Source organism: Massilia norwichensis, assembly GCF_024753245.1.
Lineage (GTDB): Bacteria > Pseudomonadota > Gammaproteobacteria > Burkholderiales > Burkholderiaceae_D > Telluria > Telluria norwichensis.
Window position 1 is genome coordinate 107,794 of record NZ_JANUGX010000005.1, and the last position, 26,046, is coordinate 133,839.

The window sequence follows — 26,046 nt, forward strand, 5'->3', positions numbered from 1 at the left end:
GACCGGAGGCTCCATTGAAGATCATCGGCGCCTTCGGCGCGTCCCGCTACGCCATCCGCGACCTGGAGCTGTTCCGCGATGCCGACACCCCGGCCGTGGCGGCGCTGCTGGCCGCGTGTCCGGTGGTGCGGGTCGCGCAAGGCGAACCGGTCGAAGACGGCCTGCGTGCGCGCCTCTATGTCGTGCTGTCCGGCTCGCTCGGCGTGCAGCCGGCCACGGCCACCGGCGAAGGCGAGGTCCAGCGCGTCCTGCCCGGCGAGAGCGTGGGCGAGCAATCGGTGCTCGACGATGCTGCCAACCTCGACGCCATCACCGCGCTGAGCGACAGCGAACTGCTGGTGATCGAGCCGGCCCTGGTCTGGCGCCTGATCGACGAGGCCAACGGCGTCGCCCGCAACCTGCTGCGCCTGCTGTCCTTCCGCATCCGCGCCGCCAACGCCCTGCTGCGGCGGCGCCAGAAGCTGGGCGAGTTCTACCGCCAGCTGTCGATGAACGACAGCCTGACCGGCCTCTACAACCGGGCCTGGCTGAACGACATGCTGCCCAAGCTGGTTGCACGCGCACGCATGGACGGCACCCCGCTGTCGCTGGTGATGATCGACCTCGACCACTTCAAGCGCTTCAACGACACCCACGGCCACATGGCCGGCGATACCGCGCTGGCGACCGCCGCCGCCGTGATCCGCAGCGCCCTGCGTCCGTCCGACTTTGCGGTGCGCTATGGCGGGGAGGAACTGATGGCGATCCTGCCGAACACCAACCGCCTGCTGGCCGTGATGGTGGCCGAGCGCCTGTGCGGGCGCATGCGCGAAGCGGTCGTGTTCGACGACATGCGCATCGCCCTGCCCCACATCACGGGGTCCTTCGGCGTGGCCAGCCTGGGCGCGGAGCAGGACGAGCGCGGCCTGGTCGAAGCGGCCGATGCGGCGCTGTACCGCGCCAAGGAGGCCGGACGGGACCGCATCTGCACCTGATGGTTCCGCTTTGACGCTTGCGGCTGGATTGGAGATGGGCTGGACGGCAAGTTAGAATGACCCGTCGCAACTAATGAGCAACCCCGGAGCAGCCACCCCGTGAGCAACCACACCTTCCTCTGGCACGACTACGAAACCTTCGGCGCGGTGCCGCGGCGCGATCGCCCGGCCCAGTTCGCCGCGATCCGCACCGACGCCGAGCTGAACGAGATCGGCGAGCCGGTCATGATCTACTGCCAGCCGGCGCCCGACTACCTGCCCGATCCGCAGGCCTGCCTGATCACCGGCATCACGCCCCAGCACTGCCTGGAGCACGGCGTGCCGGAGCACGAGTTCGCCAAGCGCGTGTGCGAAGCCTTCAGCGAGCCGGGAACGGTCGGGGTCGGCTACAACACGATCCGCTTCGACGACGAAGTCACGCGCTTCCTGTTCTGGCGCAACATGATCGACCCGTATGCGCGCGAGTGGCAGAACGGCTGCGGCCGCTGGGACCTGCTGGACGTGGTGCGCATGACCTATGCGCTGCGCCCGGACGGCATCAACTGGCCGATGAAGGCGGATGGCAAGCCCAGCTTCCGCCTGGAAGACCTGACGCGCGCCAACGGCCTGGTGCACGAGGCCGCGCACGATGCGCTGTCCGACGTGCGCGCCACCATCGCGATGGCGCGCCTGATCCGCTCGAAGCAGCCGAAGCTGTTCGACTTCTGCCTGGAACTGCGCCGCAAGGACAGGGTCGCCAGCGAGATGGGCCTGCACCTGGAACGCAGCCAGCGCAAGCCCTTCCTGCACGTGTCCGGCATGTTCCCGGCCGAGCGCGGCTGCCTGGGCCTGGTGTGGCCGCTCGCCACGCACCCGACCAACAAGAACGAGGTGCTGGTCTGGGATTGCCGCCACGACCCGTCGGAGCTCTTCGCACTGAGCGTGGAAACGATCCGCGAACGCCTGTTCACGCGGGCCGCCGAGATGCCGGAAGGCGTCTCCCGCCTGCCGATCAAGAGCGTGCACCTGAACAAATCGCCGATGCTGGTCGGGAACCTCAAGACCCTGCAGCCGGCGCTGGCGGACAAATGGCAGCTCGATATCGAACAGTGCCTGGCGCATGCGCGCATCGCCGCGGAAGGCCCGGACATGGGCACGGTGTGGCAGAAGGTGTTCCAGCGCGAGGCGGCCGGGGGCGAGGTCGACGTCGACGAAGACCTGTACAACGGCTTCGTCTCGCAGGGCGACCGGCGCCAGCTCGAATCGCTGCGCGCCGAGCACCCTACCCGCCTGGTCGGCCGGGCGCCGAGCTTCGAGGACGAACGACTGGCAGAGATCCTGTTCCGCTACCGCTGCCGCAACTTCCCGCACACGCTGCACGAGCACGAGATGGAAACCTGGGAAGCGCACCGCGCGGCGCGCCTGTTCGAGGGCGCCGGCGGGGCACGCACGATCGACCAGCTGTTTGCCGAGATCGATGCGCTGTCGGAGACGGCGGATGAGCGGGCTGAGGCGATTCTGGGTGCGCTGTACGATTACGCGGAGTCGATCGCGCCGCAGCGGTATTGAATGTGAACGCGGGCTCCCCGTGCCCACGCGCGTTCGATTACCCGCGATGCGCGTTGATCGCGTCGCGCGTCTCCATCGCCACCCGGCGTGCGGCCGCGGCGAAATCCTCACCGCCCTGCGGCTGCGCGTAGATGATGGCACGCGAGGAATTGATCATCATGCCGGCACCGTTCGCGGTGCGGCCCGACTTGACGGTGGCTTCGATGTCGCCGCCCTGGGCGCCGATGCCCGGTACCAGCAGCGGCATGTCGCCCACCAGGGCGCGGACCTGGGCCAGCTCCTGCGGGAAGGTGGCGCCGACCACCAGCGCGCACTGGCCGTTCTTGTTCCACTTGTCGGCCACCAGCTGCGCCACGTGCTGGTACAGCGGGCGTCCGCCCACGTCCAGGAATTGCAGGTCCGAGCCGCCCGCGTTCGAGGTGCGGCACAGCACGATCACGCCGCGGTCCGCCCACTCCATGTAGGGCTCCACCGAATCGAAGCCCATGTAGGGGTTCACCGTGACCGCGTCCGCGCCGTAGCGGTCGAAGGCCTCGCGCGCGTACTGGCGCGCGGTGGCGCCGATGTCGCCGCGCTTGGCATCCAGGATCAGCGGGATGTGCGGATAGCGCTCTTTCAGATAGCGGCACACGGTTTCCAGCTGGTCTTCCGCGCCCAGCGCCGCGAAATAGGCGATCTGCGGCTTGAAGGAACAGGCCAGGTCGGCGGTCGCGTCGATGATGGCCTTGCAGAATTCGGCGATGCCTTCGGGATGATCGCGCAGGTGCTGCGGCAGGCGCTCGATGTCCGGATCGAGCCCCACGCACAGCAGGGAATCGTTGCTGCGCCAGGCGGCGTTCAGCTTGTCGATGAAGTTCATGGCAGGCCCCTTCTCTATCGCATTGCAAACCCGATATTGTACCGTGCCCAGGCCGGACGCCGCGACCGGGCCATTTCGGGTATATTTTTATGTATTCGACAACTTGCAGTGGACTTCATCATGACGAAACCTTCTTCGACGCCTTCCCTGTTCACGCGCTGGACCGCGATGCTGCTGTCGGCGGTGCTGGCCAGTGTTCTGCTGTCGGGCTGCGGCTACAACCAGTTCCAGGCCAAGGACGAGGCAACCAAGGCCGCCTGGGGCGAAGTGGTCAACCAGTACCAGCGCCGCGCCGATCTGATCCCGAATCTGGTCAATGTCGTGAAGGGCTATGCCAGTCACGAACGCGAAACCCTGGAAGCCGTGACCCGTGCGCGCGCCGCCGCCACCAGTTTCCAGATCACGCCCGAAGTGCTGAACAACCCGGAAGCCTTCCAGAAGTTCCAGCAGGTGCAGGGCGAGCTGTCCAGCGCGCTGTCGCGCCTGATGGCCGTGTCGGAAGCCTACCCGAACCTGAAGGCCGACACCCAGTTCCGCGACCTGCAGTCGCAGCTGGAAGGCACCGAGAACCGCATCACCGTGGCACGCCAGCGCTATATCGCCTCGGTCCAGGACTACAACGTGCTGGCGCGCAGCTTCCCGACCAACCTGACGGCGAAGATGTTCGGCTACGCGCCCAAGCCTTCGTTCACGGTCGAGAACGAGCGCGCGATCTCGACCGCGCCGAAGGTCGACTTCGGCAAATAAGCGGACGCCAGGGATGAACCCCGTGCTGCGCCTGCTGTGGGCCTTTGCCCTGAGTCTGCTCCTGGCCGGGCAGGCGCAGGCGCAGCTCAAGCCCGTGCCCGAGTACACGGCGCGCGTCACCGACCAGGCCGGCATGCTGACGCCGGAGCAGCGCCAGAACCTGGAGCGCGTGCTGGCCGACTACGAGACCCAGACCGGCAGCCAGATCGCGGTGCTGCTGGTGAAATCGACCGAGCCCGAGGTCATCGAGCAATACAGCATCCGCGTGGCCGATGCCTGGAAGCTGGGCCGCAAGGGCGTCGACGACGGCGTGCTGCTGCTGGTTGCGCGCGACAACCCGTCCTCGCTGCGGCGCCTGCGCATCGAAGCCGGACGCGGCGTACAAGGCGTGCTCACCGATGCGCAATCGAAACGCATCCTGCAAGACACGATCGCCCCGCACTTCCGCCAGAACGATTACTACGGCGGCCTGGTGGCCGGGGTCGGCGCGATTTCCGCCCTCCTCAACCAGGAGAAATTCCCGGCGCCGCAGGCCCAGCCGGGCCAGGCGCAAGGACAGGCGCAGGACGAGGACGGCGGCCCCGGCATCGTGATGAGCATCTTCTTCATTGTCATCGGCCTGATGGTGCTGCGCTCGGTCTTCAGCCCGCGCCGTTCGCGTCTGTCGCAGCCGGGCATCGGGCGGCGCTTCGACAACGGCTGGAACAGCGGCGCCACCGGTTTCATCCTCGGCAGCATCCTCAGCAACATGAACAATCAGCGCGGCGGTGGCGGCGGCTTTTCGGGCGGCGGCGGCTTCTCGGGTGGCGGCGGCTTTTCCGGCGGCGGGGGCGGCAGCTTCGACGGCGGCGGCGCTTCGGGAGACTGGTAATGGATTCGGCACAACATCATCCCGGCCGCATCAAACGCAGCCTGCGCCACCTGCTCAGCACCAGGACCGAAGCCGCGCGCGTGTTTCCGCCGGCGACCCTGGAAGCCATCGCCGAAGCGATCACGGCCGGCGAGCAGACCCACCGCGGCGAGGTCCGGCTGGTGGTCGAAAAATCGCTGCCGCTGTCCGCCGTGTGGGACGGCGTCAGCAACCGTCAGCGCGCACTGGCGCTGTTTGCCGACTATGGCATCTGGGACACCGAGGACAATTGCGGCGTCCTCATCTACGTCAACCTGGCCGACCACAAGGTCGACATCGTTGCCGACCGCGGCATCAACCGCCGCATCGATCCCGCCACCTGGCAGGCGATCTGCAACACCATGACGGCAGGCTTTGCCCAGGGCCGTTTCCACGAGGCCACGCTTGAGGCCATCGGGCAGGTCAATGCGCTGCTGCGCCAGCACTTCCCCTCCAACGGCGCGCGGCCGAACGAGCTGCCGGACAAGCCGCTCATGCTGTAGCTGCCGTCACTGCCGTCGTCAGGGCGGGCTGAGTACAATGGCGTTCTTTATAGCCATCCAGGAAAGCCTGCCATGAAACTTGCCCAGAAAGTCGCCATCGTTACCGGAGCCAGCCGGGGAATCGGTTATGCCTGCGCCGAGCGCCTGGTGCGCGAAGGCGCGCGCGTGATGCTGGTCGACGTGCGCCAGGAAGGCGCGGCGGCGGCCGAAGCGCTCGGCGACAATGCCCGCTTCTTCTGTGCCGACGTCAGCCAGAAATCGGATGTCGACGCCATGCTCGCCGCCACCCTGGAAGCCTTCGGCCATGTCGACATCCTGGTCAACAACGCCGGCGTCACCCATGCCGCCAACTTCCTCGACCTGACCGAAGAAGACTTCGACCGCGTCCTGCGCGTCAACTTGAAATCGATGTTCCTGTGCAGCCAGGCGGTGGCGCGCGAGATGGTCAAGCGCAACAGCGGCTGCATCATCAACATGTCGAGCGTGAACGCCGAGCTGACCATCCCGAACCAGATTCCCTACGTGGTCTCGAAAGGCGGCGTGAACCAGCTGACCCGCGTGGCGGCGATCGCGCTGGCCGAGCACGGCATCCGCGTCAATGCGATCGGCCCCGGCACCATCCTGACCGAACTGGCGAAGAACGCGGTGATGGGCAGTCCGGAGGCGCGCCATACCATCCTGTCGCGCACGCCGCTGGGCCGCTGCGGCGAGCCGGAAGAGATTGCCGGCATCGCCGCCTTCCTGGCCAGCGACGACGCGTCCTATATGACCGGCCAGACCCTGTACGCGGACGGCGGCCGCATGGCCCTGAACTACACGGTGCCGGTAAAGGAATAAGCCGAGCCGATCAGTTATGAAGGCTGCGAATGTCTGCTATCCAGAATCAAAATTGGACGCATATATCGCGGCGCAGCATAATCTCACCTGTCTCCACTATTCTCCTCCAAGAAAATAGTTTGAAGCCCGCTCCTGAAGCGGGCTTTTTTTTATCCCCATCGTTGGTAGACCGGCCTCAGCCGAATTCGTTCGTAACGAACCTGCGTTCGCTTGAGCGGCGTCATACCCGAGTCATATTCGGCTTCTATACTGAGTTCATCTGCATACACGCAACCGATATGCGTGATCGCAGAAAGGCGTACCGCAACGCGGTGCGCCGCACCGGATTCTGCGTCTCTTGGCCCTATCTTGGGTTGTGCCCGTCCTCCGTTGGCGGGCATTTTTTTTTGCTCCCGCAGCAACTGGCGTGAATGCAACGTCGCAAATAAAAATCCACCTCAGTGCTTGATCCGGTCGAGGATTTCGCTATGATGAATTTCGCGCTTGCGTTTTTTCATGGAGCCATCCCTATGAATTTACCTGAAACGATGTCGCCACCCCAGCAACACCAATCGCGCCGGCAGCACCAAAGCGCAGATGACTACCTGGTTCTCAGCGAACTGAATCCGCGCATGGTCATCGACCACCTCGACGATGAAGACCAGCCGCTTCACGTACTGACTTTCGGCAGCGTCCGCGAGATCTGTCCGAAGTGCCGCACACATCACCTCAAGCTCGTCTTGCGACAGCGGACCGTACGCGTCGCCCATCTTTTCTGCGCCGAGTGCGAAAGCTGCTTCGACGCCCATTACCCCAACGGGACGCCCGCGCTCACGATCTGACGCGATCCCGCGCTTGGCCGACGTTCCGCACTACGGACCGCCGGCACAGGGCCAAACCTCCCTTGCGAACCCCCAGGCATGCGTCATGGTAAGGTAGATCTTTTGTCAGATCGCTTGCCATGAACGCCATGCTGTCCCAGTTGCTGCTGCACCCCCGTGTTCGCGCCGCCTGTATTGGTTGTGCCGCCCTCATGTACCTGCTGATTGTCGTTGCGGGAAATGTTCCGGGTGCGCGTGCGGATATTGGCCAGTATGCGTCCGGGGTCGTGCTGCATGGCAGCGCCTATGCGGTCCTGGCATGCCTGTGTTTCCTGGGCAGCAGCGGCAGCATGGCCACGCGCGCCGTCAAGGCGGTGCTGGCGGTTGCGCTGATGGGCGCCGGCGACGAGTTTATCCAGAGCTTCTTCCCCTACCGCGGCGCCGACGTGCACGACTGGGCCGTCGACTGCAGCGCGGCCATCCTGGCCGTGCTGGCGCTGTGCGCGGTGCTGCCGAAAACGCTCGTCGTGGCAAAGCGCTGAGACCAGCCGCGCGCGGAATTCCCGCATCCTGCCACGGCCTTGACGTGGCTCATGTTCAACCCGAGTCAGCCTGAACATCGTTCCCGAACGCGCCTCTTACCCGAGTGGCACGCGGCATCGTCACGCACATACCTGACATATCCATCCCATCAGAAGGAGTTGATCATGAAGCTAAAACACCAGAGCGTGCTCCTGACAGGCTTGCTGGCCCTGGCTTTCGGGCTGTCCGCGTGTAAATCCATGCAGGGCGACACCAGCGGCATGGAAAGCGGCAGCTCTACCAGCAGCGGCGGCAGCGGCGGCATGTCCGGCACCGGCGCGGGCACCGGCACCAGCGGCTCGGCCGGCTGGGGCGGCGGCACCGGCAGCTCGGGCAGCTCCGGCAGCTCGGGCTCCAGCGGCAGCTCGGGCAGCGCCACCGGCTCCGGTTACGACCAGTCCAGCTCGGGCACCGGCTCCTCGGCCACCGGCACTTCAGGCAGCTCGGGCAGTTCGGGCACCTCCGGCAGCTCGGGGACGTCCGGCAGCTCCGGCACCAGCGGCAGCTCCGGCTCGTCGGGCAGCTCCGGCACCAGCGGTAGCTCTGGCTCGTCGGGCAGCTCCGGTACCAGCGGCAGTTCCGGCACCAGCGGCACCGGCACCTACGACAGTGGCAGCGGCAGCGGCACGGGCACCTCCACCACCGGCACCAGCGGCGGCACGGCCAGCACCACCAGCGGCCAGGACAGCTATGGCTCGTCCAGCACCGGTGCATCCACGGCCGCCAGCTCGAGCCCGAACGCGACGGTCCTGGCAGTCGAAGTCGTACCGCGCACGGCAGGCGGCGTCGCCGGCGCAGGTTCGGTCGGCGCAGCGGCAGTGGGCGGCAGCGGCGCCACCGGCAGCACCGGCAGCTCCTCGAGCGACCGCGTCCACCGCATCACCCTGCGCATGGACGACGGCAGCACCCAGGTCATCACCCAGGAAACCACGCCGGACTTCCGCAGCGGCGACCGGGTCAACCTGAGCGGCGGCGCAATCCAGCGTTAAACCTTTCATTAGAGCGTCTAAAAAGCCCGAGGGCAAGGCGCACCGCCGCAGTGGCGTACCACGAAGACAGTACGCTAGTACGGCGAGACGGTGCAACGCCGCCATCGGGCTTTTTAGACGCTCTAATATACGCGTTCGACCAGGTAGCCCCGCTGTGCCAACAGCTGGGGCAAACCATTGGCGCCGAACAGGTGCAGCAAGCCGACGCCGACGAAGGTGACGCTGTCCTCGCGCATCAGGTGTTCGATCCGGTTTGCCATGTCGGGATTGCGCCGTCCCAGCAGCACGCGGCGCGTGAACTCGGCAACCACGCCGGGGCCGGCCGTGCTTTCCTGGAGCACGACGTCGAGGGCGCGTGCATCGCCCGACGCCCATGCTTCGATGACGGCCTGGGCGGTGCGCAGCGCGCGCCCATCGTCCAGCCCGTCCAGTACTTCCTGCAGGTAGCGCGCCGCTTCCGCTTCGCCCATGGTGTCGTACAGGGCCAACTGGTACTCGGCGCTCTCCAGCTGGGCCACTTTCAGGCCGTGCCGGCGCGCCTGTGCCAGTAGCGTCTGCTCCACGCCCTCGCTGCGGCGGTAGCCCTTGCGCTCCAGCTCCATGCTCAGCAGCAGGTTGGCAAGCAGCCAGGGTTTATAGGCCGCCATGCTGGCCATGCTGATGCCCTGCGCGTGCAGGACGGCGGTCAGCGCGCGCACCGTGGCCGGCGGCAGGTGCTTGCGGATGTCGTCGCCCGGCGCATACCTGCCGTGCAAGGCCAGCGCGCGCAGGTAATCGCCGTTGGCGCGCGTGTCGAGTTCGACGACGATGCGGTTGGCGCCGCCCAGCGCACGCTCGACTTCGGGCGGCAGCGGATAGAAACCGCGCGTGCCCACGTGCACGGTGCCGAACAGATAGGCCACCCGGCCATCATGACTGACGCGGAACAGGCCGCCCTGGTGCGCCGCGGCCACCGGCCGCGGGTTGTCCGCCACCGATCCATAAGGCAAGTAGGCGGCGGCCAATTCGCCTGCCCGCAGCGGGCCGCCGACCAGGGTACAGCCCAGGAAAGGCAGACTGGCCACGATGACCGCCGCCCGGCGGCGCCAGGCGGACGGCCCCATCGCTTATTCCGCGCCGACTTTCTGCGCGCGGCTGCGCTTGGCCAACACGGTCTCGGCGCCGCGCTTGCCGGCCAGCAGGGCGTGGTCGGAGTTGTAGTACTCCCATTCGCTATAGCGGCCGACCAGGGTGATGTCGAACTGCTTCAGCCAGGCCTTGCAGGTCTCGACATTGCGCGCCCGCTGGTGGTCGTAGAGCACATAGGCATAAGGCATGTCGACCTGGTTCGCCGTCAGGATGCGGTCGTCGTCCCGGATCATGCCGACCCGGCGGCAATCCTCGATCGCGCGCGCGATCAGGTCCTCGCCTTCGAGCGGCAGCGGTTTCGTCGGTGAATACGAGATTTCGCAGGTGAAGCCGAAGCCGCCCGGCGGGTTGCATGCCGGCGATGCGTTCCCCTGCACAAAGATGCGGTGGAAGATCGTGTCTTCCGGATAGTAGATCCAATGCTTGTCGGTGACGACCCGCTCGGTGTCGATACCCAGGCCGATGTTGACGCAGCGGATCGACACGTGGCGCAGGCCTCTGGCCGCATTGCGCACCGCTTCCGGCGCTTCGTCGCCGATCGCCTTGACCAGCTCCGGCAGCGGCATGGTCGAGATCAGATCGTCGTAGCGGAAGCGGCGGCCGTCGGCCAGGGCGACGATGTGCTCGCGCGGCAGCACCTGCACGACTTCCGCTCCCAGCTCGACCTTGCCCTTGATGTGCGGCAGGAAGCCGTTCATCAGGGCCTGGAAGCCGCCCTTGCGCGGATAGCCGAAACGGGCGTTCGGTCCGACCGGTGTCGGTACCGGTTCCAGCGCGCCCTGCACGATTTCTTCGAGGTTCGGCAGCGGCACGCGTCCGCCCAGCCAGGAAGTTTCCATCTCGGATGGCGGCACGGTCCAGAGCTTGCGGTTGTAGGGGATGGCGAAATGCTTGGCGATGCCCTTGCCCCAGACTTGATAAATGAATTGCTCGAAATTCCTGACCTCGCCCTTGACCGAGCGCCCGGTATTGCAGACGTCGGTGGTGCCGTCGGCACAGCAATCCTCGACCTCCGCTGCGCCGAACGCCTTGGCATCGTTGGCGCCGGCCTTGGCTTCGATATGGGCCTCGACCGCCCCCATCACGCACTCGGTGATGACCTTGGGCGGCAGCCCGTAGAGCGCGCCCTGGAAGGGGTAGCGCGTGTAGACGCCCTTGCTGTAGACCCAGGCTTCGCGGTTCTGCCAGTGCACGTTATCGCCCAGCAGCACCTCGTACATCTTCAGCACGTAGGGGTCGTTCGAGAACATGATGTGGCCGGCGTAATCGAAGGTGAAGCCCTTGTCTTCGATGGAACGGCACCAGCCGCCGACGGTCTCGTTGCGGTCCAGCAGCAGCGTGTCCGCACCGAGGTGGTAAGCGGCCGACAGGCCGGTCGGGCCGCCGCCGATGACGACGGTGCCGACGTGGCGCGCGCCCTGGCTGCGCAGCGCATTGACTTTCGGGGTGGCCGCAGCGGCATGCGTAACAGGCTGCGCAGCGGCTGTGCGCTGCGCGGCCGTGCCTTCGCTGCGCGCGGGCGTCGATTCCAGCAGCTCGTGCATGTGCTTCGCAGTGTTGTCCCAGGAGGTTGCGGCCACCACGGCGCGCATGGCCTCGACCATGTGCGCGCGCTGCTCCGGGGTGATGGCCAGCGCCGCTTCGCAGGCGGCGACGAATTCGCGCGCACCGCTGGCGATGGCGACCACATGGCCGTAGGGATTGGCGACATCGGCGATCGGCGTGCTGACGATCGGCAGTTGGGCCGCCATGTATTCGAGCACCTTGGTCGGACTGATGAACCTGGTCGCTTCGTTGATCGCGAAGGGCATCAGGCAGACGTCCCAGCCCGCCAGCAGGTCGGGCAAGGCGGAATACGGCTGCTGGCCGAGGTAGTGGATGTTGGGGCGGCGCGGCAGGCGCTCCTCGTCGATCTTGACGACCGGGCCGGCCAGCACGATCTGCCACTCCGGATGGGCGTCGGCGAGTTCGCCGGCCAGCTCGGGGTCGAAGCGCTCGTCCAGCACGCCGTAGAAGCCCAGGCGCGGATGCGGGATCTCCGCCTGCTGCGGGTGCACGCGGGTCCGGTCGAGGGCTTGCTGGAAGTGGACCACGTCGACGCTGCTCGAAAAGCAGTGCACGTTCGGGTGGCGGTTCTTCTTCGCTTCATACAGGCTGGGGCCGCCTGCAAAGACCAGGTCGGCGATGTTCAGCAGTGCGCTTTCGCGCTGCAGCAGCTGTTTCGGCGGATTCTTGAACGAGGCCAGCTCGTCCATGCAGTCGTAGACCACCAGCGAGGCCGGCAGCGACTGCAGCAAGGGTAGCGCCATCGGCGTATAGAACCAGGCGATGACCTGCTCGCCTGGCGGTGCCAGCTGCGCCACCATGGGCTGCAGCAGGCGCAGCTGGTCGTCATGGAAGCCGATGGCATGGATCGGGGTGTGCGCGCGGCACACGGTCACGTTCGGCGCGGGGCTGGACCGCTCCATGAACGGGGCGCCGTCATCGTGTACCGGTTCCTCGACGAACAGGACCGGATGATGCTGCGCCAGGCGCGACAGCAGGTGCTGCGGCCGCTGAAATACGAAATCCCAGCGCAGGTGGCTGAAAACGACGATCGTAGACATAGTGGCTCCTTCAACGCCCGCGTAGCGCGGCGGGCGGTCGGTTGATTGATAGAGTGCGGTACTGCGGACCGACCGCCTGCGCTGCGGGAGCGCTGTCCCGAGCGAACGTCAGGCAGCCCCTGGTCCCTCTCCCTCCTCCACATCCTGCTTCGGTTGCAGCGGGACATTACGGGTTGCGGCGCTGATCACCTCGAACGGCAGCTTGGGGGTACGGTCGGCGTTGAGCAGGCCGTTAGCTTCCTGGAAGGTGTCGGCGAACTGGGTGTAGCAGAAGCCGCTGAACATGAAGGTCTCGTTGACCACTTTCAGCAGCCGTTCGTACAGCGCGAAATAACTCTCGGCCGTGTGGGCACGGGTATAGCCCCAGGTGCCGTCCTCGGGGGTCGCGTTCGGATCGAAGGCGATGCCGCCGAATTCGGTCAGCACGATGGGCTGGCCGCGGTGCGGGAAGCCGTCCAGCGTCAGGATGCGTCCGCCTGGGCGGCGCTGGTCGAACAGGGTGCGCACGGGGTCGCTGACTTCGTAGCGCGCCTTGATCTTTTCCGGGTCGCCGTCGTAGTCGTGGATGCCCAGGATGTCGGTGGCCGAGGCTTCCCAGCCGTCGTTGCCGATCACCGGGCGGGTGGCGTCGAGGGTGCGCGTCAGGTGGTACAGCGCCTCGACCGCATTGCGATGCGCCTGCGTGAGCGTCAGGTTCGGCACGCCCCAGGATTCGTTGAACGGCACCCACACGATGATGCAGGGGTGGCTGTAGTCGCGCTCGATCGCCTCGGTCCATTCCTTGACGATGCGCTTGATCGCATGCGGGCTGAAACGGTAGGCCGAGGGCATCTCTTCCCACACCAGCAGGCCGAGCTTGTCGGCCCAGTACAGGTAGCGCGGGTCTTCGATCTTCTGGTGCTTGCGCACGCCGTTGAAGCCCATCAGCTTGGCCAGCTCGACGTCGCGCCGGAGGTGCTCGTCGGATGGCGCGGTCATGAAGGACTCGTTCCAGTAGCCCTGGTCCAGCACCAGGCGCAGCGGATACGGACGGCCGTTCAGCAGCAGGCGATCGCGGTTGATGTGGAAGGCGCGCAGCGCGGTATAGGACTTGATGTGGTCGACCACCCGGTCGCCGCAGCGCAGGATCACCTCGGCGTCGAGCAGGGTCGGCCGCTCCGGGCTCCACAGCAGCTCGTTGCGCGAATCGTCGATGCCGGGGTCGGACAGCGCGATCTTGCGGTTCGCCTCGCCCTGCAGCAGCTTGTAGTTGTCGTCCGCCAGCAGGTGCTCGCCGTGCCAGATCTTGACCTCGACGAACATGTTTTCCTGGATGTCGCCGCCGGCGAACACTTCGCAGCCGATCTCGAAGGTTTCGAAGATCGGGGTCCAGCGCAGCGAACGGATGAAGGTGCGCGAGACCTGCTCGATCCACACCGTCTGCCAGATGCCGGTGGTACGCGGATACCAGATCGAGTGCGGCTCCAGCAGCCAGTCCTGCTTGCCGCGCGGCTTGGCGAGATCGGCCGGATCGTCTTCGACGAACACGGTCACGACCTGCTTGCCATCAAGCTTGAGAGCCTGGGTAATGTCGGCCGAAAACGGCGTGTGGCCGCCCTCGTGCTCGGCCACCAGCTGGCCGTTGACCCATACCTTGGCCGAGTAATCGACCGCGCCAAAGTGCAGGATGGTCCGCTGCTCGGAGGGCATCAGTTCGAAATCGCGCTCGTACCAGCAGAAGCGGTGAAAGCCGGTGTCCTGGACGCCGGACAGCTCGGTCTCGGGCGCGAAGGGCACGTTGATTTCATGGGTCCAGCCGGTCACGCCTGCCGGCATCTTGCAGCATACCTCGTCATCGAAACGGAAGCGCCACTTGCCGTTCAGGTTGATCCAATTGTCGCGTACCAGCTGGGGGCGGGGGTACTCAAACTGGCTCATTGTTTTCCTTTCCTGGGGCGGGGACCGGGATCAGAATGCGTCCCTTGCGTCCCTCTTTGTTGTAGTTGGAGAGTGCGATTTGTGCTGCCTGCCGGGCCTGGCCGGCGCGGCACAGCGCCACGCAGGCACCGCCGAAGCCGGCGCCGGTCAGGCGCGCGCCCAGCACGCCGGGGGCCGCCTGCAGGGCCGCCACCAGCTTGTCGAGTTCGGGAATCGATACTTCGTAGTCGTCGCGCAGGCTGTCGTGCGAGGCGTTCATCAGCTCGCCGAAGCGTTCGGCCGACACGCCCTTCGCGGCCTCCAGCACGCGCAGGTCTTCCAGCACCACGTGGCGCGCGCGCCGGCGCAGCGGCTCGGGCAGCGGCCCCAGTACCGATGGGTCGGTAACGTCGCGCAGCGCCTTGACGCCCAGCTTGCGCGACGCCTCCTCGCACTCGGCGCGGCGCTCGTTGTACTTGCTGGCGGCCAGGGTGCGCGGCATGCCCGAATCGATCACGATGAGTTCCGTCCCTTCGGGCATCTTGACCAGCCGGTGCTCCAGCGTGCGGGCGTCGATGAACAGCATGTTCCGTTCGTCGCACAGGCTGGACGCCATCTGGTCCATGATCCCGCAGTTGACGTGTGCGTAGTCGATCTCGGCGCGCTGGGCGATCTGCGCCAGCTTGACGTCGTCCATCCGGGACGCGAGCTCATCGCCGAGCAGCTGGCGCAGCGCGCGCAGCGTCGCCACTTCCAGCGCCGCCGACGAGGACAGGCCGGAACCGAGCGGCAGGTTGCTGCTGACGAACACGCGCAGCGGCGGGATCTCGACACCCAGCGCCTCGACCAGGCGGATGCAGCCCTCGATGTAGCTGCCGAAGCCCTGCGGCGCGCTGCCGCCCTTCGCCGCGAAGCTGACGTTGCCGTCGAGCGTGCCCGAGTACAGGTGGTGCTGGTCGTCGTGGCTGCGCGCTAGCGCCACGGTGGTACCCTGCGGGGTCGCCACCGGCAGCATGAAGCCGTCGTTGTAGTCCGTATGTTCGCCCAGCAGGTTGACCCGGCCGGGTGCCGTAGCGCACGCCACCGGGGCGCCGCCGAAGAAGGTTTCTGCACTTGTCATGTCAACTCCAGCCAGAGCGGCCTTGCGCGGCCGCCGATGTTCGCCGCCGGCCACTGCGGGTCCAGCGTCAGGTTCTCCAGCCCGGCGCCGCCGAGCAGGAAGGTGTCTTCGATGCCGATGCCCTCGAAGCCGGGGTTGAAGGCGAACGCCATGCCGGTCTCCAGCCCGGTCGCGGTGCTGGGGCTGGCGGCGAGTTCGCAGGCCTGGTAGCCGGCGATGCCGCCCTGGCGCCGTTCGCGGATCGCGTCCGGCCGGTTCGCATGGCGGTAGGCGGCCTCGAAGGCGTGGTAGACCGCCCCCAGCGAGGCGCCGGGGCGGATCGCATCCAGCCCGGTCGATTCCAGGCGCAGCAATTCGTCCTGCCCGCTCGGCGCAGCACCAAAGCTGGCCGAGCGCGACAGCCGCGCCACCAGGCCGTGCCGGCGCGCGCAGCAGGCCAGTGTCGCGCGCCCGCCGAGCGGTTCGTGCGACGGCGTCGGCCGGCGCCACTGGGCGCTGCGGCGCTCGCCGGCCGCCAGCACCAGCGCCGGCTGGATGCCGCGCCGCAGCAGGGCGCGCGCGCCCTCCCCGGCCAGCTGGTATTCGGTCCAGTCGGGCCGCGCCGCGCGCAGCGCTTCGCCGATCGCCTCGGCGGCCGCGCGTCCGAGCGCGCGGTAGCGGTCCTGTTCCTCGGCGCCCAGCACCATGCGGCGCAGCTTCAGGCTGGCGGGCAGCGGCTGGTCGCCGTTGTGCGGACGGTCGGACAGCACCGCGCCCCCGCGTGCCGCGCCCAGCGTGTAGGTCTGGTGCAGTTCCGGCTCGGTCCAGGGCGCGATGTGGAAGGTGAAGCCGGCCGGCACCTCTTCCTGGCGCAAGCGCTCGCCCTCGACCTCGTCGGTGAGGACGCAGGCTTCATCCGCAGTCACCAGCAGCTCGGCCGCACCGCTCTCGCATCCGCCCGGGGCCTGCAGCTCGGCGCCGCCGGTGGCCCAGGCGAACCAGTCCTCGCCGCGCAGGCGGATCGCGCCGGCGCCCGATTGCGCCAGCGCCTCGCGCAGCAGCGCCAGCTTGGCGGCCGCCTCCGCTCCGCGCAGCGCCAGCGGGTCCGCGGTGACGCTCATGCGTGGTCCTCCAGGTCGACCTCGACCTGCTGCAGCTCGTAGGCAGTGGTTTCCGGCAGCACGTCCATCGCGAACATGCCGGCCGCCAGCTCGGTGCCGGCCAGGTACTTGAGGCGGTCGCGGGTACGGTAAGGCGGATAGAACTGGCAGTGCAGCTGGGTTTCCGGATGCTCGGCGCCGTCGGTGGGCGCCTGGTACCAGGCCATCAGGTAGGGGAAAGGACGGTCCCACAGCTTGTCGTACTTGAGCAGCACGGTCTTCAGCGCGCGCGCCAGGCTCGCGCGCTGCGGCGGCGTGAGCGCGGCGAAGTCCTTGCACGGGCCGGTCGGCATCACCCAGACCTCATAGGGATAGCGCGCGCATGGCGGCACGAAGGCGATCGCATGCTCGTCCTGGTACAGCACGCGCTTGCCGTCGGCGGCCTCGTCGCGCGCCATGTCGCACAGCAGGCTGGAGCCGTGCTGCAGGTAGTACTCGCGCTCCTGCGCCAGCTGGCGCGCCGGCACGCTCGGCACGAAGGGATAGCAGTAGATCTGGCCGTGCGGGTGGTGCAGGGTCACGCCGACTTCCGCGCCGCGGTTCTCGAAAGGGAGCACGTACTGGATGTGGTGCTTGCCGCCGATGCGGGTGGTGCGGTCGCCCCACACCTGCAGCAGCAGCTCGATGCGCGACAGCGGCAGCCGGCTCAGCGCGGCCTGCGGATCCTGGGTGAACACCACCACCTCGCAATGGCCGTTGGCCGGCGCGGTCGGCACCGTCAGCGTCGGCGGATCGTGCGAATCCAGCGCCAGCGAAGGGAAGCGGTTGTCGAACACGGCGATCTCGTAGTCGCCGGCCGGCATCTCGGTCGGGTGCGCCGGATCGCTGGTCGCGGCCAGCGGGTTGTACTGCGGTGGCGGCTGGTAAGTCCGGTTCTGGCGGAAGGCCGCGTAGGTGACCCACTCGCCGCGCAGCGGATGCCAGCGCAGGTGCGGATTCGCGTTTTGCGGGTCGGGAAATGGGCTTGTCGCAACGAGGCCGGCCGGAATCGGCTGGTTACTGTAGAGGGTGAGTGGACGTCCGTCAGGTTTTACGAGTTCTTGGATGTGCATGGCGGTCGGTATCGGTCCTGTCAGGATTGCGGGTCAGTGACCGATCCTATCATGGCGTTTTCGACACATTTTCCAAGGGTCAGCGCGAGCTTTTCCGCCCATCAACAAGCTCATGTGCGGTCGCAAAAGGAGCGACAGGCTCGGGCGCCCGTCCTCCTAGGGAGAGCGTAAATAGAGCGGGTATTTTCCCTATGAAGCAAGGGATTTTGTAGGCATGGACCTACAGAACGATTAGAAAAAATCGCTGATTTTGGCGAGACTTCGACCTACAGGCAAAACACGGGATCGAAGCGGACGAAGGGGGAAATGCAGACAGCGGGCCGGCAGGCCGACTGTCTGCGTGAACACGCCAGATAAAGGCCCGGCCTTACTCCGCGAGCTCGGCCAGGACGGCCGTGTACATCTCCAGATTCAGGAGCAATTGCTTGAGGGTGATGAACTCATGCTCCGAATGGCCCGTGTAGACCGTGCGCGGCATCGCCGGACCGAAGCTGACCGCATGCGGGAACAGACGCGAGTTGGTGCCGCCGCCCACCGCCACCGGTTTCGGGTCCTTGACGCCGGTAAAGTAAGCGAACACCTTCATCAGCACCGGCAGCTGCGGCGCATCCTGCTGGAGCCAGGGATCGCCGATCTGCACCTTCACGTCGGCCAGCTGCACCGCCTGGTGCGCACCCTGCCATTGCGCCAGCGCGGCGTTGATCTCGTTGCCCAGCTGCTGCGCGGTCTTGCCCTGCGGACGGCGGATGTTGATCGACAGTTCGCCGCCGCCCTCCTTCTGGCGGATCACGGTGGGGGCGAAGGTCATCGGGCCCATGAAGCTGTCGCGGTAGGCGATGTTGCCGAACTTTTCGCCGAGGTAGCCGGTGCCGACCATCTCGTTGAGGAAATTGACCATCGCGCCTTCCGGGCTGTCCGGCCAGGTGCGCACGGCCAGCGCATCGGCCAGCATGCTGATCGCGTTCAGGCCATCTTCCGGCTTGGACGAATGCGCCGACACGCCCTTGGCCACGATCGTCAAATCCTTGCCCTGGCGCTCGAAGGCATAGCGCATGCCGGTCTGCTTGGCCGCACGCTGCCTGATCTGGCTTTCCAGCGCCGGGCTGAGGTTGGCGATGCGCGCCTGCGCATCTTCCGGGATCTGGCTGCCGAAGAAGCCGCCGCCGAACTGCGCGACGGAAGGCTCGCCCGCGGGCGCTGCGGGCAGCGTCTTCGGGAAGGTCACGGCCACCGTGCCGTAGCCCTTCTCCGCCGTCACCGCCGGGTATTCGGCGTCGAGCGTGATGTTCACCTGCGGCAGCGGATGCGTCTTCACGAATTGCACCAGCGGCTCCCAGTCGGACTCCTCGGCCATGTAGACGTAGAGTTCGATGCGCTTGGACAGCGGCAGTTGCAGGTCCTTCAGCGACTTCATCGCATACAGGGCGGTGGCGATCGGTCCCTTGTCGTCCTCGGCGCCGCGCGCCAGCAGCTTGCCCGGCTCGCTGGTGCGGTCGAGTTCGAAGGGCGACTTCTTCCATTTGCCCGGATCGACCGGCTGCACGTCGCCGTGCGCGATCATGCCGACCTTTTCCTGGGCATCCGGGCTGCCCAGGCCGATCACGAGCACGTGACCATAATCGGCGAAATCGAAGCCGAGGCGTGCGGCCTCGTCCTTGAGGAATTTCTTGAAGCCGAGGTGCTGGGGATTGCGCTCGAAAGGGATGTCCTTGTCGGCCACGGTGTTGTAGCTGACCAGCTTGGCGAGGGTGTCGACGACATCGTCGCGGTAGGCGGTGACGGCGTGCTTGGCGGCCTTGACCGCGGCCTCGCCCGGTACGGTGGCGCCGGCCGGCGCGGCGGATGCGGCAGCGGCGCTAAAAGCCAGCGCCAGTGCAGCCAGGGTGTGTCTTGTTTTCATTTTCATGTGCAGCTAGTCTCCAATTGCAAAAGCGCAAGAAGTCTAGCATGCGCCCGGCAGCGCGACGCAGCGGCGCGCGCCGCCGCCGCCGGGGAATCGGTTATCGTAGGCGGCAAAGCGAACAACACGGAAAAGGACAGGCATGAGCTACAAGACCATCCAGCGGCTGCACCCGGCCATGCGCGACGACATCGGCGACCTGATCACCCAGCGCCCGGTGCCGGGGCCGCACATCGACCAGATCGACCCCTTCCTGTTCCTGAACCACCATGGTCCGCAGGTCTATCCGGCGCACAACCGCGGCCTGCCCTTCGGACCGCATCCGCACCGCGGCTTCGAGACCGTCACCTTCATCCTCGACGGCCTGCTGGCCCACCGCGACAGCGCCGGCCACGAAAGCGTGATCGGCCCGGGCGGGGTGCAGTGGATGACGGCGGGACGCGGGCTGGTGCACGCCGAGGTGTCGCCGCGCGAATTCATGCAGAACGGCGGCCCGCTCGAGATCCTGCAGCTGTGGGTCAACCTGCCGCCTGCCCTCAAGATGACGGCGCCGCGCTACACCGGCCTGCAGCGCGACCAGATCCCGGTCATCGAGAGCGAAGACGGCAAGGTGCGCATGCAGCTGGTGTCGGGCACTTACGGCGGCGTCACGGGCCCGATCGAATCGCTGACCGGCGTGTTCATGAGCACGGTCGAGATGAAGGCCGGCGGCCTGCTCTACCTGAACGATCTGCTGGACCGTAACGTGTTCCTGTACGTGGTGCGCGGCGTGATCCAGATCGCGCCGGACACGATCAGCGCCTTCCACCTGGCCCAGTTCGATACCGTCGGCGACGAGCTGGAAATCCGCGCCGAACAGGATTGCGTGCTCCTGCTCGGGCACGCCGAGCCGATCCGCGAACCGGTGGTCTCGCACGGCCCCTTCGTGATGAACACGCGCGAAGAAATCAACCAGGCGATCCTGGACTACCAGGCCGGACGCTTCGGCGCGCCGATCTAAGAAAATGACTGAGAAATAAAAAGCCGGCCCGGTCCCAGCGGCCAGGCCGGCCGGCGTTCTTTCACTGCGATGTTGTCCGGCTTATTTGCGGAACTGGGTCAAATGGATCTTGTCGGCGAAGGACGGCTCGTCGACCGCCAGCCGGGCCCCGCTCTTCTTGGCCACGAACTCGGTACGCGACAGCGGCACCAGTTCTTCGAAACGGCCGTCCAGCTCCATGAAGACTTTGCTGTTTTGGTTGCTCAGCTTCAGCACGCGTCCATCGTCCAGCTTGAAGGCGCCCTGCAGGTCCGCCGCCTGGCTCAGGCTCAGGCGCATGATCGGGCTGGGGTCGCCCTGCACGTAGACGGTATTGCCGTCGGCGCTGACCGCCACCGGCGCCGGTTCGGCAAACGCCATGGAGGAGAGTGCAGCAGCACCGAGAAGGGCTAGGACTTGTTTGATACGCATGATGACTCCAATTCACTATTCGATATAAATAACGGACCAGGTGCGCTTCAGCAGAACAATTGTCGACTACGCGGCCGGCCCACCGTTTTTCATATCGCCGCATCCCAAAATGTGCGGCGAGTGATGCTAGTGTAGGCAGCCGCTTTGCAAGCGTCAGGCGCGATCCGCCGAAGCGTCGAAAACGGGGGATGAAACGTCGAAAAACGGCGCCGGATTGCTGGCGATACATACGAAAAATGGCGTGCACCACGGCTGTGCGCGATCCGCTAGACTAGGGCGATGCACCCAGTTCCCCTTGCCGCCACCTCGCGTGGCTATCCGGACACCGGCTATCCGGTCGAGAACATCCACTACGGTTCGATCGCGGTGGTCGATGCCGCCGGCCGTCTGCTGTATTCGAGCGGCGATCCGGACGCGATGGTCTTCACGCGCTCGGCGCTGAAACCCTTCCAGGCCCTGCCCTTCATGCTGGCCGACGGCCCAGCACGCTTCGACTTCACGCTCGACGAACTCGCGCTGCTGTGCGCCAGCCACTCGGGCGAGGAAATGCATCTGGCGGGCGTCGAATCCATCCTCGGCAAGATCGGCCTGGACGAGCAGCATCTCGAATGCGGCTGCGCGACGCCGCTGTACTACGACGCGGTCGGACTGCCGCCACCCGCCGGCCGGCGCTGGCGCAGCGTGCACCACAACTGCTCCGGCAAGCACAGCGGCTTCCTGGCCTGGTGCCGCCTGCACGATGTGCCGACCCAGGGTTATGTCAACCCGCGGCACCCGCTGCAGCAGGCGATCCGCGCCACGCTGTCCGAAGCGGTGCAGATCGGCGAGGACAAACTGCCGACCGGCATCGACGGCTGCTCGGCACCGAATTACGCGATGCCGCTGGCGCGCCTGGCCCACTTGTATGCGCGGCTGGCGCAAGGCGGACGTGACGCCCGCCTTGGCGCCGCCCTGGGCGACCTGTTCGATGCGATGACGAAGCGGCCCGACCTGGTCTCGGGCGAGGCGCGCACCGACCTTGCGTGGATGACGGCCGGCCAGGGCGACTGGGTGGCCAAGATCGGCGCCGACGCGGTACAGGCAATCGGCGTGCGCTCGGCCGGTCTGGGCATCGCGATCAAGGTCGCCGACGGCGCCGTGCGCGCCCTGCACCCCTCCGTCTTCAGCACCCTCGAACAGCTCGGCCTGCTGGACGCCCGCCGCCGCGAGCTGCTCGAACCCTGGCGCGCGCCGGCAATCCGCAACGCCCGCGGCAACGTGGCCGGCGAAGTACGCGCCGTATTCACGCTGCAGCCCGAACACCCACCGATTTAATCTTCCTCAAACCGGGGTCAGACACCGAAATTTGGCAATTGCCCAGAGGCTTTTGCCAAATTTCGGTGTCTGACCCCGGTTTTTGTCTATTTCCCTGCGTACTTACTTGCCGACTAAGCACATCGATACTTCTTGGATATAGCAATCAATCATGCTACTGTTAAGCATAATTATTTGCCAATCAAACCAAGAAAGCGCCGCCATGCCTGGAAAATCGAACGCCGCACCCCATCCGTTTCGCGTCAAGCCCCTCGCCGCCGCAGTCGCGGCAAGCCTGTACATGACCACGGCGACTGCCCAGGAAAGCAAGGAAGCGAAGGACAACACCGTGCAGCAGGTCGAGGTGCGCGGCGCCCTCTCCGCCTACGATCCGCGGCGCGACGACACCGCCGCCAAGATCGTCGTCAACCACGACGAGATCGTGAAGTACGGCGACACCAGCGTGCTCGACGTGCTCAAGCGCGTGCCCGGCGTGACCCTCAGCGGCAACGGCGGACGCGGCAGCGAAGTGCGCATGCGCGGCCTCGGCAACGGCTATACCCAGATCCTGCTCAACGGCGAACGCGCGCCGGCCGGCTTCACGCTCGATTCGCTGGCGCCCGACCTGATCGAACGCATCGAGGTGCTGCGTGCGGCGAGCGCCGAATTCTCGACCCAGGGCATCGCCGGGACCATCAACATCGTGCTGAAAAAGACCGTGAAAGCCGGCCAGCGCGAGCTGAAGCTGGGCTTTGCGCGCGCCGGCGACTCGCTCGGCCCGACTGCCAACCTGCAGCTGTCCGACAAGGCCGGCAAACTGGCCTGGTCCGTGGCCGCCAATTACACGCACAATCATCTGGGGCGCACGGTGCGCAACGACCAGGAATTCGATGACGTGCCCGGCACGTCCTACGGCCTGCGCTTCGGGCGCCAGTTCGAGACCGGGCGCGTCTCGATCTATAACCTGACGCCGCGCCTGATCTGGACCCTGGACAATGGCGACACGCTGACCTCGCAGACCTTCGTCAACGCCACCCGCTTCCAGAACGACAACCACACGCTGATCGACACGGCGCTGGGCGAACCGCCGGCCTATCCGGACCTGCGCCAGACCATGAGCAACGACGTCAAGATCCTGCGCGAGGAGCTCAACTGGGTGCACAAATTCGAATCCGGCGCCAAGCTGGACGCGAAGCTGAGCGGCAGCGTCGGCGCCGCCGCCAACGCGACCTACCGCCTCGATGGCGGGGCGCTGCACGAACTGATCCAGTCGAACGCCAATTTCCGCGGCATCAACAGCATGGGCAAGTACACCAGCGCCAGCCGGGAAGGCCACGCGCTGGCCTTCGGCTGGGACGGCGGCTATCAAACCAACGACGATGCGCGGCGCGAACGCGATTCTGGTGCCCCGGATGTCCCCCTGCCCGGCGGCGACGAGTTCTACACCGGCGAGGTCACGCGCCTGGCGCTGTACGGCCAGGACGAATGGAACGTGACGCCGCGCTGGTCGGTGTACCTGGGCGCGCGCTGGGAAGGCATCCAGACCCGCATCGAGGGCAATACCTTCGCCACCGTCCACAACCGCTCGACCGTGCTCAGCCCGCTGTTCCAGACCCTGTACAAGCTGCCCGAGACCAAGGGCGACCAGTTGCGCCTGGCACTGACCCGCACCTATAAGGCGGCGGATCTGCAAAGCCTGATCCCGCACCGCTTCACCTCGGTCAACAACGACCAGACCCAGCCCGACACCACCGGCAACCCGGAGCTGAAGCCGGAACTCGCGCTCGGCATCGATGCCGCCTACGAGCACTACTGGGCCGAGGGCGCGCTGCTGTCGGCGGCGGTCTCGGCGCGCAACATCGACGACAACATTCGCGCCCAGACCGTGTTCGACGGCAGGCGCTGGGTCGCGCGGCCGGTGAATACGGGCCGTGCGCGTGCGCGCAGCATCGAGCTGGAAGCCAAATTCCCGTTGAAGGCCCTGATCGCGACCACCACCGCGCTCGACCTGCGCGCCAGCCTGTCGCGCAACTGGTCCAGCGTCGACAATGTGCCGGGGCCGCACAACCGCCTGATGGGCCAGACCCCGCTGTCGGCCACCCTGGGCGCCGACTACAAGCGCGGCCCGTTCTCGCTCGGGGGCAGCTTCGCGTTCAAGAACGGCGGCGAGGTGCAGGTGTCGGCCAACCAGCTCGCCTACGAAAGCGTGCGCCGCGACCTCGACCTGTACGCGCTGTGGAAGTTCAACCCGAAGCGCCAGCTGCGCATCGCCGCCTCGAACGTGCTCGGCCAGGACTACATCAGCGAGAGCAGCTACAGCGTGGCCGGCCAGGGCACCCAGCGCAGCCGCACGATTTATCCGGGCTCGCCGATGCTGCGCGCCACGCTCGAAATGAAGTTCTGAGCGCCCCATCCGTATTCAAGAAGTATCGAACGCGGCCCAGGGCACCCGGTCTGCCGACGACCAGCAAAGCGTGCCGCGCCTCGGCCGCATCGACGTCTGGATCAACAACGCCGGTGTCGGCGCAATCAGCGAGTTCGACACGATTCCGATCGAGGACCATGCGCGTGGTTGACGCCAACCTCAGGGGCTTGATCTACGGCAGGGTGTGCTGATCAATCTCGGTTCAGTCGAGAGCGAGGTGCCGCTGGTCTACCACGCCTCCTACGGCGCGCGCAAGCAAAAAGAAAACGCAAACTGAACTAAAGCGAACCGGGGTCAGACACCGAATTTAGGCAACTGCCACCAGGACATTGCCAAAAATCGGTGTCTGACCCCGGTTTGATGTTTGTCAGGCGACTTCCAGGCGCAGCCTTTGCGCCAGCAGGTCCAGCACCTGGGCATCGCCCCAGTAGGCCGAGTGCGCCAGCGGGTTCCAGCTTTTCAGCAGCCAGTTGGAGGCGCCCTTCGATGCATTGATCGCGCGGTCGTCGACCAGCGCCGCATAGCCCGGCGACAGCGGCTGCAGCGGCCAGCCCAGCGCGTCGTCCGGGTCGTAGAGGTTGATCCACTCGAAGCGCTGGGTCGGGCGGACTATGGGCTTGATGTCCATCTGCTTGTGCGCGGCGACGAAGATCGGGATGTTGCAGCCGGTCGTGACGAAGGCCGAGCAGGTGGCGCCGGCCAGGAAACGCTTCTCCGGTTCGCTCAAGCGCTCGCCCAGCGCGCGCAGGGCCCAGGCATCGATATCCTTCCAGATGCCGGCGCCGACCTGCCCGCCGCCGAAGGCTTTCTGCGCATCGTAGATATAGCTCGACAGCACCTGGCAGCCCAGCGATTGCGCCAGGAACACGATGCTGGTGGCGGGGTCGTGGCGGACCACGCCCAGCAGCTGGCGCGCGATCGCCTCCTGCGCCAGTTCATACACCGAGCCGTCGATCTCCTTGCGGTTTTCCAGGCCGGCGGCGTCGCCGAAGCCGAACAGCAAGAATCGCCGCAGGTCGGCATAGCGCAGATGCGCCGTCTCGCCTACGCGCGCCCACACCGCCTCCTGGTTGGGCTTCAGGATGTCCTGGTAATAGACCGAGCGGAAGTCGACCTGCGCCGCCAATCCGCCCAGCCGCGCCGCCACCGCCTGAAACAGCTGTTCGGCATAGTCGCGCGGCGTCTCTCCCATCCCGTGCACGGTGACCAATGCGGTTTGCGACATGGCGGCCTCCCATTAACTGCGTTGACTGAGCGTTAGGACGATTCTGACACGAGCGCAGAGGGGCCGCCCACTCTTTACAACGCA

General features: G+C 66.4%; 22 protein-coding genes. 12 read left to right on the forward strand and 10 right to left on the reverse strand.

The genetic code is table 11. The features are described from left to right. Positions 1 to 14: 14 nt before the first annotated feature. Together NX782_RS06345 and sbcB are read left to right on the forward strand one after the other, a co-directional pair. A complete protein-coding gene (locus tag NX782_RS06345; RefSeq protein ID WP_258844583.1) occupies positions 15 to 974 on the forward strand; it encodes a GGDEF domain-containing protein in 960 nt (319 codons plus the stop codon). Positions 975 to 1,073: 99 nt separating this feature from the next. Further along, positions 1,074 to 2,522 carry an exodeoxyribonuclease I gene (gene sbcB, locus NX782_RS06350; RefSeq protein ID WP_258844584.1) on the forward strand — a complete coding sequence of 483 codons (1,449 nt, stop codon included), beginning with the start codon at positions 1,074 to 1,076 and terminating at the stop codon, positions 2,520 to 2,522. A 37-nt stretch (positions 2,523 to 2,559) separates the two neighbouring features. Here sbcB and pyrF read toward each other — a convergent pair whose 3' ends face one another. Continuing rightward, a complete protein-coding gene (gene pyrF, locus NX782_RS06355) occupies positions 2,560 to 3,381 on the reverse strand; it encodes an orotidine-5'-phosphate decarboxylase (protein ID WP_258844585.1) in 822 nt (273 codons plus the stop codon). A 120-nt stretch (positions 3,382 to 3,501) separates the two neighbouring features. On the opposite strand from pyrF, the gene NX782_RS06360 reads away from it, so the two are divergent. The 7 genes from NX782_RS06360 (at position 3,502) to NX782_RS06390 (ending at position 8,728) form a co-directional block, all read left to right on the forward strand. Then, positions 3,502 to 4,128, forward strand: coding sequence for a LemA family protein (locus NX782_RS06360; protein ID WP_258844586.1), 627 nt, complete (start codon positions 3,502 to 3,504; stop codon positions 4,126 to 4,128). 13 nt (positions 4,129 to 4,141) lie between these two features. Then, entirely contained in the window at positions 4,142 to 4,999 is an 858-nt protein-coding gene (locus NX782_RS06365) for a TPM domain-containing protein (RefSeq protein WP_258844587.1), read from the forward strand. Next, on the forward strand, positions 4,999 to 5,520 hold the full coding sequence (locus NX782_RS06370) for a TPM domain-containing protein (RefSeq protein ID WP_258844588.1): 522 nt from the start codon (positions 4,999 to 5,001) through the stop codon (positions 5,518 to 5,520). Before NX782_RS06365 ends, NX782_RS06370 begins: the two co-directional genes overlap by 1 nt. A gap of 72 nt (positions 5,521 to 5,592) precedes the next feature. Continuing rightward, the gene (locus NX782_RS06375) at positions 5,593 to 6,357 is read left to right on the forward strand and encodes an SDR family NAD(P)-dependent oxidoreductase (RefSeq protein ID WP_258844589.1); all 765 of its coding nucleotides are present in this window, start codon (positions 5,593 to 5,595) and stop codon (positions 6,355 to 6,357) included. 467 nt (positions 6,358 to 6,824) lie between these two features. Then, positions 6,825 to 7,178, forward strand: a complete 354-nt coding sequence (locus NX782_RS06380; protein WP_258844590.1) for a hypothetical protein — start codon at positions 6,825 to 6,827, stop codon at positions 7,176 to 7,178. A 119-nt stretch (positions 7,179 to 7,297) separates the two neighbouring features. Further along, the gene (locus tag NX782_RS06385) at positions 7,298 to 7,699 is read left to right on the forward strand and encodes a VanZ family protein (protein WP_258844591.1); all 402 of its coding nucleotides are present in this window, start codon (positions 7,298 to 7,300) and stop codon (positions 7,697 to 7,699) included. A 165-nt stretch (positions 7,700 to 7,864) separates the two neighbouring features. Then, positions 7,865 to 8,728, forward strand: coding sequence for a hypothetical protein (locus NX782_RS06390; RefSeq protein WP_258844592.1), 864 nt, complete (start codon positions 7,865 to 7,867; stop codon positions 8,726 to 8,728). 122 nt (positions 8,729 to 8,850) lie between these two features. Here NX782_RS06390 and NX782_RS06395 read toward each other — a convergent pair whose 3' ends face one another. From NX782_RS06395 to NX782_RS06425, 7 genes are all read right to left on the reverse strand, one after another. Continuing rightward, positions 8,851 to 9,831 carry a TraB/GumN family protein gene (locus NX782_RS06395; RefSeq protein WP_258844593.1) on the reverse strand — a complete coding sequence of 327 codons (981 nt, stop codon included), beginning with the start codon at positions 9,829 to 9,831 and terminating at the stop codon, positions 8,851 to 8,853. Between the two features lie 3 nt (positions 9,832 to 9,834). Then, on the reverse strand, positions 9,835 to 12,462 hold the full coding sequence (locus NX782_RS06400; protein WP_258844594.1) for an NAD(P)-binding protein: 2,628 nt from the start codon (positions 12,460 to 12,462) through the stop codon (positions 9,835 to 9,837). A gap of 108 nt (positions 12,463 to 12,570) precedes the next feature. After that, positions 12,571 to 14,379, reverse strand: coding sequence for a glycoside hydrolase family 2 protein (locus tag NX782_RS06405; RefSeq protein WP_258844595.1), 1,809 nt, complete (start codon positions 14,377 to 14,379; stop codon positions 12,571 to 12,573). Further along, positions 14,366 to 15,478 carry a galactokinase gene (gene galK / locus NX782_RS06410; protein WP_258844596.1) on the reverse strand — a complete coding sequence of 371 codons (1,113 nt, stop codon included), beginning with the start codon at positions 15,476 to 15,478 and terminating at the stop codon, positions 14,366 to 14,368. The genes NX782_RS06405 and galK overlap by 14 nt, the downstream gene beginning before the upstream one ends. Then, positions 15,475 to 16,578: a M24 family metallopeptidase gene (locus tag NX782_RS06415; RefSeq protein WP_258844597.1), complete on the reverse strand. Its 1,104-nt coding sequence runs from the start codon at positions 16,576 to 16,578 to the stop codon at positions 15,475 to 15,477. The genes galK and NX782_RS06415 overlap by 4 nt, the downstream gene beginning before the upstream one ends. Beyond that, entirely contained in the window at positions 16,575 to 17,669 is a 1,095-nt protein-coding gene (galT, locus tag NX782_RS06420) for a galactose-1-phosphate uridylyltransferase (protein WP_258844598.1), read from the reverse strand. Before galT ends, NX782_RS06415 begins: the two co-directional genes overlap by 4 nt. A 367-nt stretch (positions 17,670 to 18,036) precedes the next feature. Beyond that, complete coding sequence (locus NX782_RS06425; RefSeq protein ID WP_258844599.1) at positions 18,037 to 19,569, reverse strand: dipeptidase; 1,533 nt, start codon at positions 19,567 to 19,569, stop codon at positions 18,037 to 18,039. A gap of 142 nt (positions 19,570 to 19,711) precedes the next feature. Here NX782_RS06425 and NX782_RS06430 point away from each other — a divergent pair, with 142 nt between their 5' ends. Next, on the forward strand, positions 19,712 to 20,569 hold the full coding sequence (locus tag NX782_RS06430; protein ID WP_258844600.1) for a pirin family protein: 858 nt from the start codon (positions 19,712 to 19,714) through the stop codon (positions 20,567 to 20,569). An 81-nt stretch (positions 20,570 to 20,650) separates the two neighbouring features. On the opposite strand, the gene NX782_RS06435 is transcribed toward NX782_RS06430, so the two are convergent. Continuing rightward, positions 20,651 to 21,019 (reverse strand): hypothetical protein, encoded by a 369-nt coding sequence (locus tag NX782_RS06435; protein WP_258844601.1) that lies wholly within the window; start codon positions 21,017 to 21,019, stop codon positions 20,651 to 20,653. Positions 21,020 to 21,298: 279 nt separating this feature from the next. On the opposite strand from NX782_RS06435, the gene NX782_RS06440 reads away from it, so the two are divergent. Together NX782_RS06440 and NX782_RS06445 are read left to right on the forward strand one after the other, a co-directional pair. Beyond that, on the forward strand, positions 21,299 to 22,333 hold the full coding sequence (locus NX782_RS06440) for an asparaginase (RefSeq protein WP_258844602.1): 1,035 nt from the start codon (positions 21,299 to 21,301) through the stop codon (positions 22,331 to 22,333). 202 nt (positions 22,334 to 22,535) lie between these two features. Then, on the forward strand, positions 22,536 to 24,716 hold the full coding sequence (locus tag NX782_RS06445; RefSeq protein ID WP_258844603.1) for a TonB-dependent receptor plug domain-containing protein: 2,181 nt from the start codon (positions 22,536 to 22,538) through the stop codon (positions 24,714 to 24,716). Between the two features lie 388 nt (positions 24,717 to 25,104). Here the strand turns inward: NX782_RS06445 and NX782_RS06450 are convergent, their stop codons facing one another. Then, positions 25,105 to 25,962, reverse strand: a complete 858-nt coding sequence (locus NX782_RS06450; protein WP_258844604.1) for a hypothetical protein — start codon at positions 25,960 to 25,962, stop codon at positions 25,105 to 25,107. Positions 25,963 to 26,046 lie beyond the last annotated feature (84 nt).

Excerpts from the sequence above, each read along its gene's own strand:
- NX782_RS06395 (WP_258844593.1), bottom strand. The coding sequence starts at position 9,831 with ATGGGGCCGTCCGCCTGGCGCCGCCGGGCGGCGGTCATCGTGGCCAGT.
- NX782_RS06440 (WP_258844602.1), top strand. The coding sequence starts at position 21,299 with ATGCACCCAGTTCCCCTTGCCGCCACCTCGCGTGGCTATCCGGACACC.
- NX782_RS06405 (WP_258844595.1), bottom strand. The coding sequence starts at position 14,379 with ATGAGCCAGTTTGAGTACCCCCGCCCCCAGCTGGTACGCGACAATTGG.
- NX782_RS06430 (WP_258844600.1), top strand. The coding sequence starts at position 19,712 with ATGAGCTACAAGACCATCCAGCGGCTGCACCCGGCCATGCGCGACGAC.
- NX782_RS06360 (WP_258844586.1), top strand. The coding sequence starts at position 3,502 with ATGACGAAACCTTCTTCGACGCCTTCCCTGTTCACGCGCTGGACCGCG.
- NX782_RS06400 (WP_258844594.1), bottom strand. The coding sequence starts at position 12,462 with ATGTCTACGATCGTCGTTTTCAGCCACCTGCGCTGGGATTTCGTATTT.
- NX782_RS06375 (WP_258844589.1), top strand. The coding sequence starts at position 5,593 with ATGAAACTTGCCCAGAAAGTCGCCATCGTTACCGGAGCCAGCCGGGGA.
- NX782_RS06370 (WP_258844588.1), top strand. The coding sequence starts at position 4,999 with ATGGATTCGGCACAACATCATCCCGGCCGCATCAAACGCAGCCTGCGC.
- galT (WP_258844598.1), bottom strand. The coding sequence starts at position 17,669 with ATGCACATCCAAGAACTCGTAAAACCTGACGGACGTCCACTCACCCTC.
- NX782_RS06385 (WP_258844591.1), top strand. The coding sequence starts at position 7,298 with ATGAACGCCATGCTGTCCCAGTTGCTGCTGCACCCCCGTGTTCGCGCC.
- NX782_RS06415 (WP_258844597.1), bottom strand. The coding sequence starts at position 16,578 with ATGAGCGTCACCGCGGACCCGCTGGCGCTGCGCGGAGCGGAGGCGGCC.
- NX782_RS06435 (WP_258844601.1), bottom strand. The coding sequence starts at position 21,019 with ATGCGTATCAAACAAGTCCTAGCCCTTCTCGGTGCTGCTGCACTCTCC.
- NX782_RS06365 (WP_258844587.1), top strand. The coding sequence starts at position 4,142 with ATGAACCCCGTGCTGCGCCTGCTGTGGGCCTTTGCCCTGAGTCTGCTC.
- NX782_RS06445 (WP_258844603.1), top strand. The coding sequence starts at position 22,536 with ATGCCTGGAAAATCGAACGCCGCACCCCATCCGTTTCGCGTCAAGCCC.
- NX782_RS06390 (WP_258844592.1), top strand. The coding sequence starts at position 7,865 with ATGAAGCTAAAACACCAGAGCGTGCTCCTGACAGGCTTGCTGGCCCTG.
- galK (WP_258844596.1), bottom strand. The coding sequence starts at position 15,478 with ATGACAAGTGCAGAAACCTTCTTCGGCGGCGCCCCGGTGGCGTGCGCT.
- NX782_RS06450 (WP_258844604.1), bottom strand. The coding sequence starts at position 25,962 with ATGTCGCAAACCGCATTGGTCACCGTGCACGGGATGGGAGAGACGCCG.
- NX782_RS06425 (WP_258844599.1), bottom strand. The coding sequence starts at position 19,569 with ATGAAAACAAGACACACCCTGGCTGCACTGGCGCTGGCTTTTAGCGCC.
- pyrF (WP_258844585.1), bottom strand. The coding sequence starts at position 3,381 with ATGAACTTCATCGACAAGCTGAACGCCGCCTGGCGCAGCAACGATTCC.
- NX782_RS06380 (WP_258844590.1), top strand. The coding sequence starts at position 6,825 with ATGATGAATTTCGCGCTTGCGTTTTTTCATGGAGCCATCCCTATGAAT.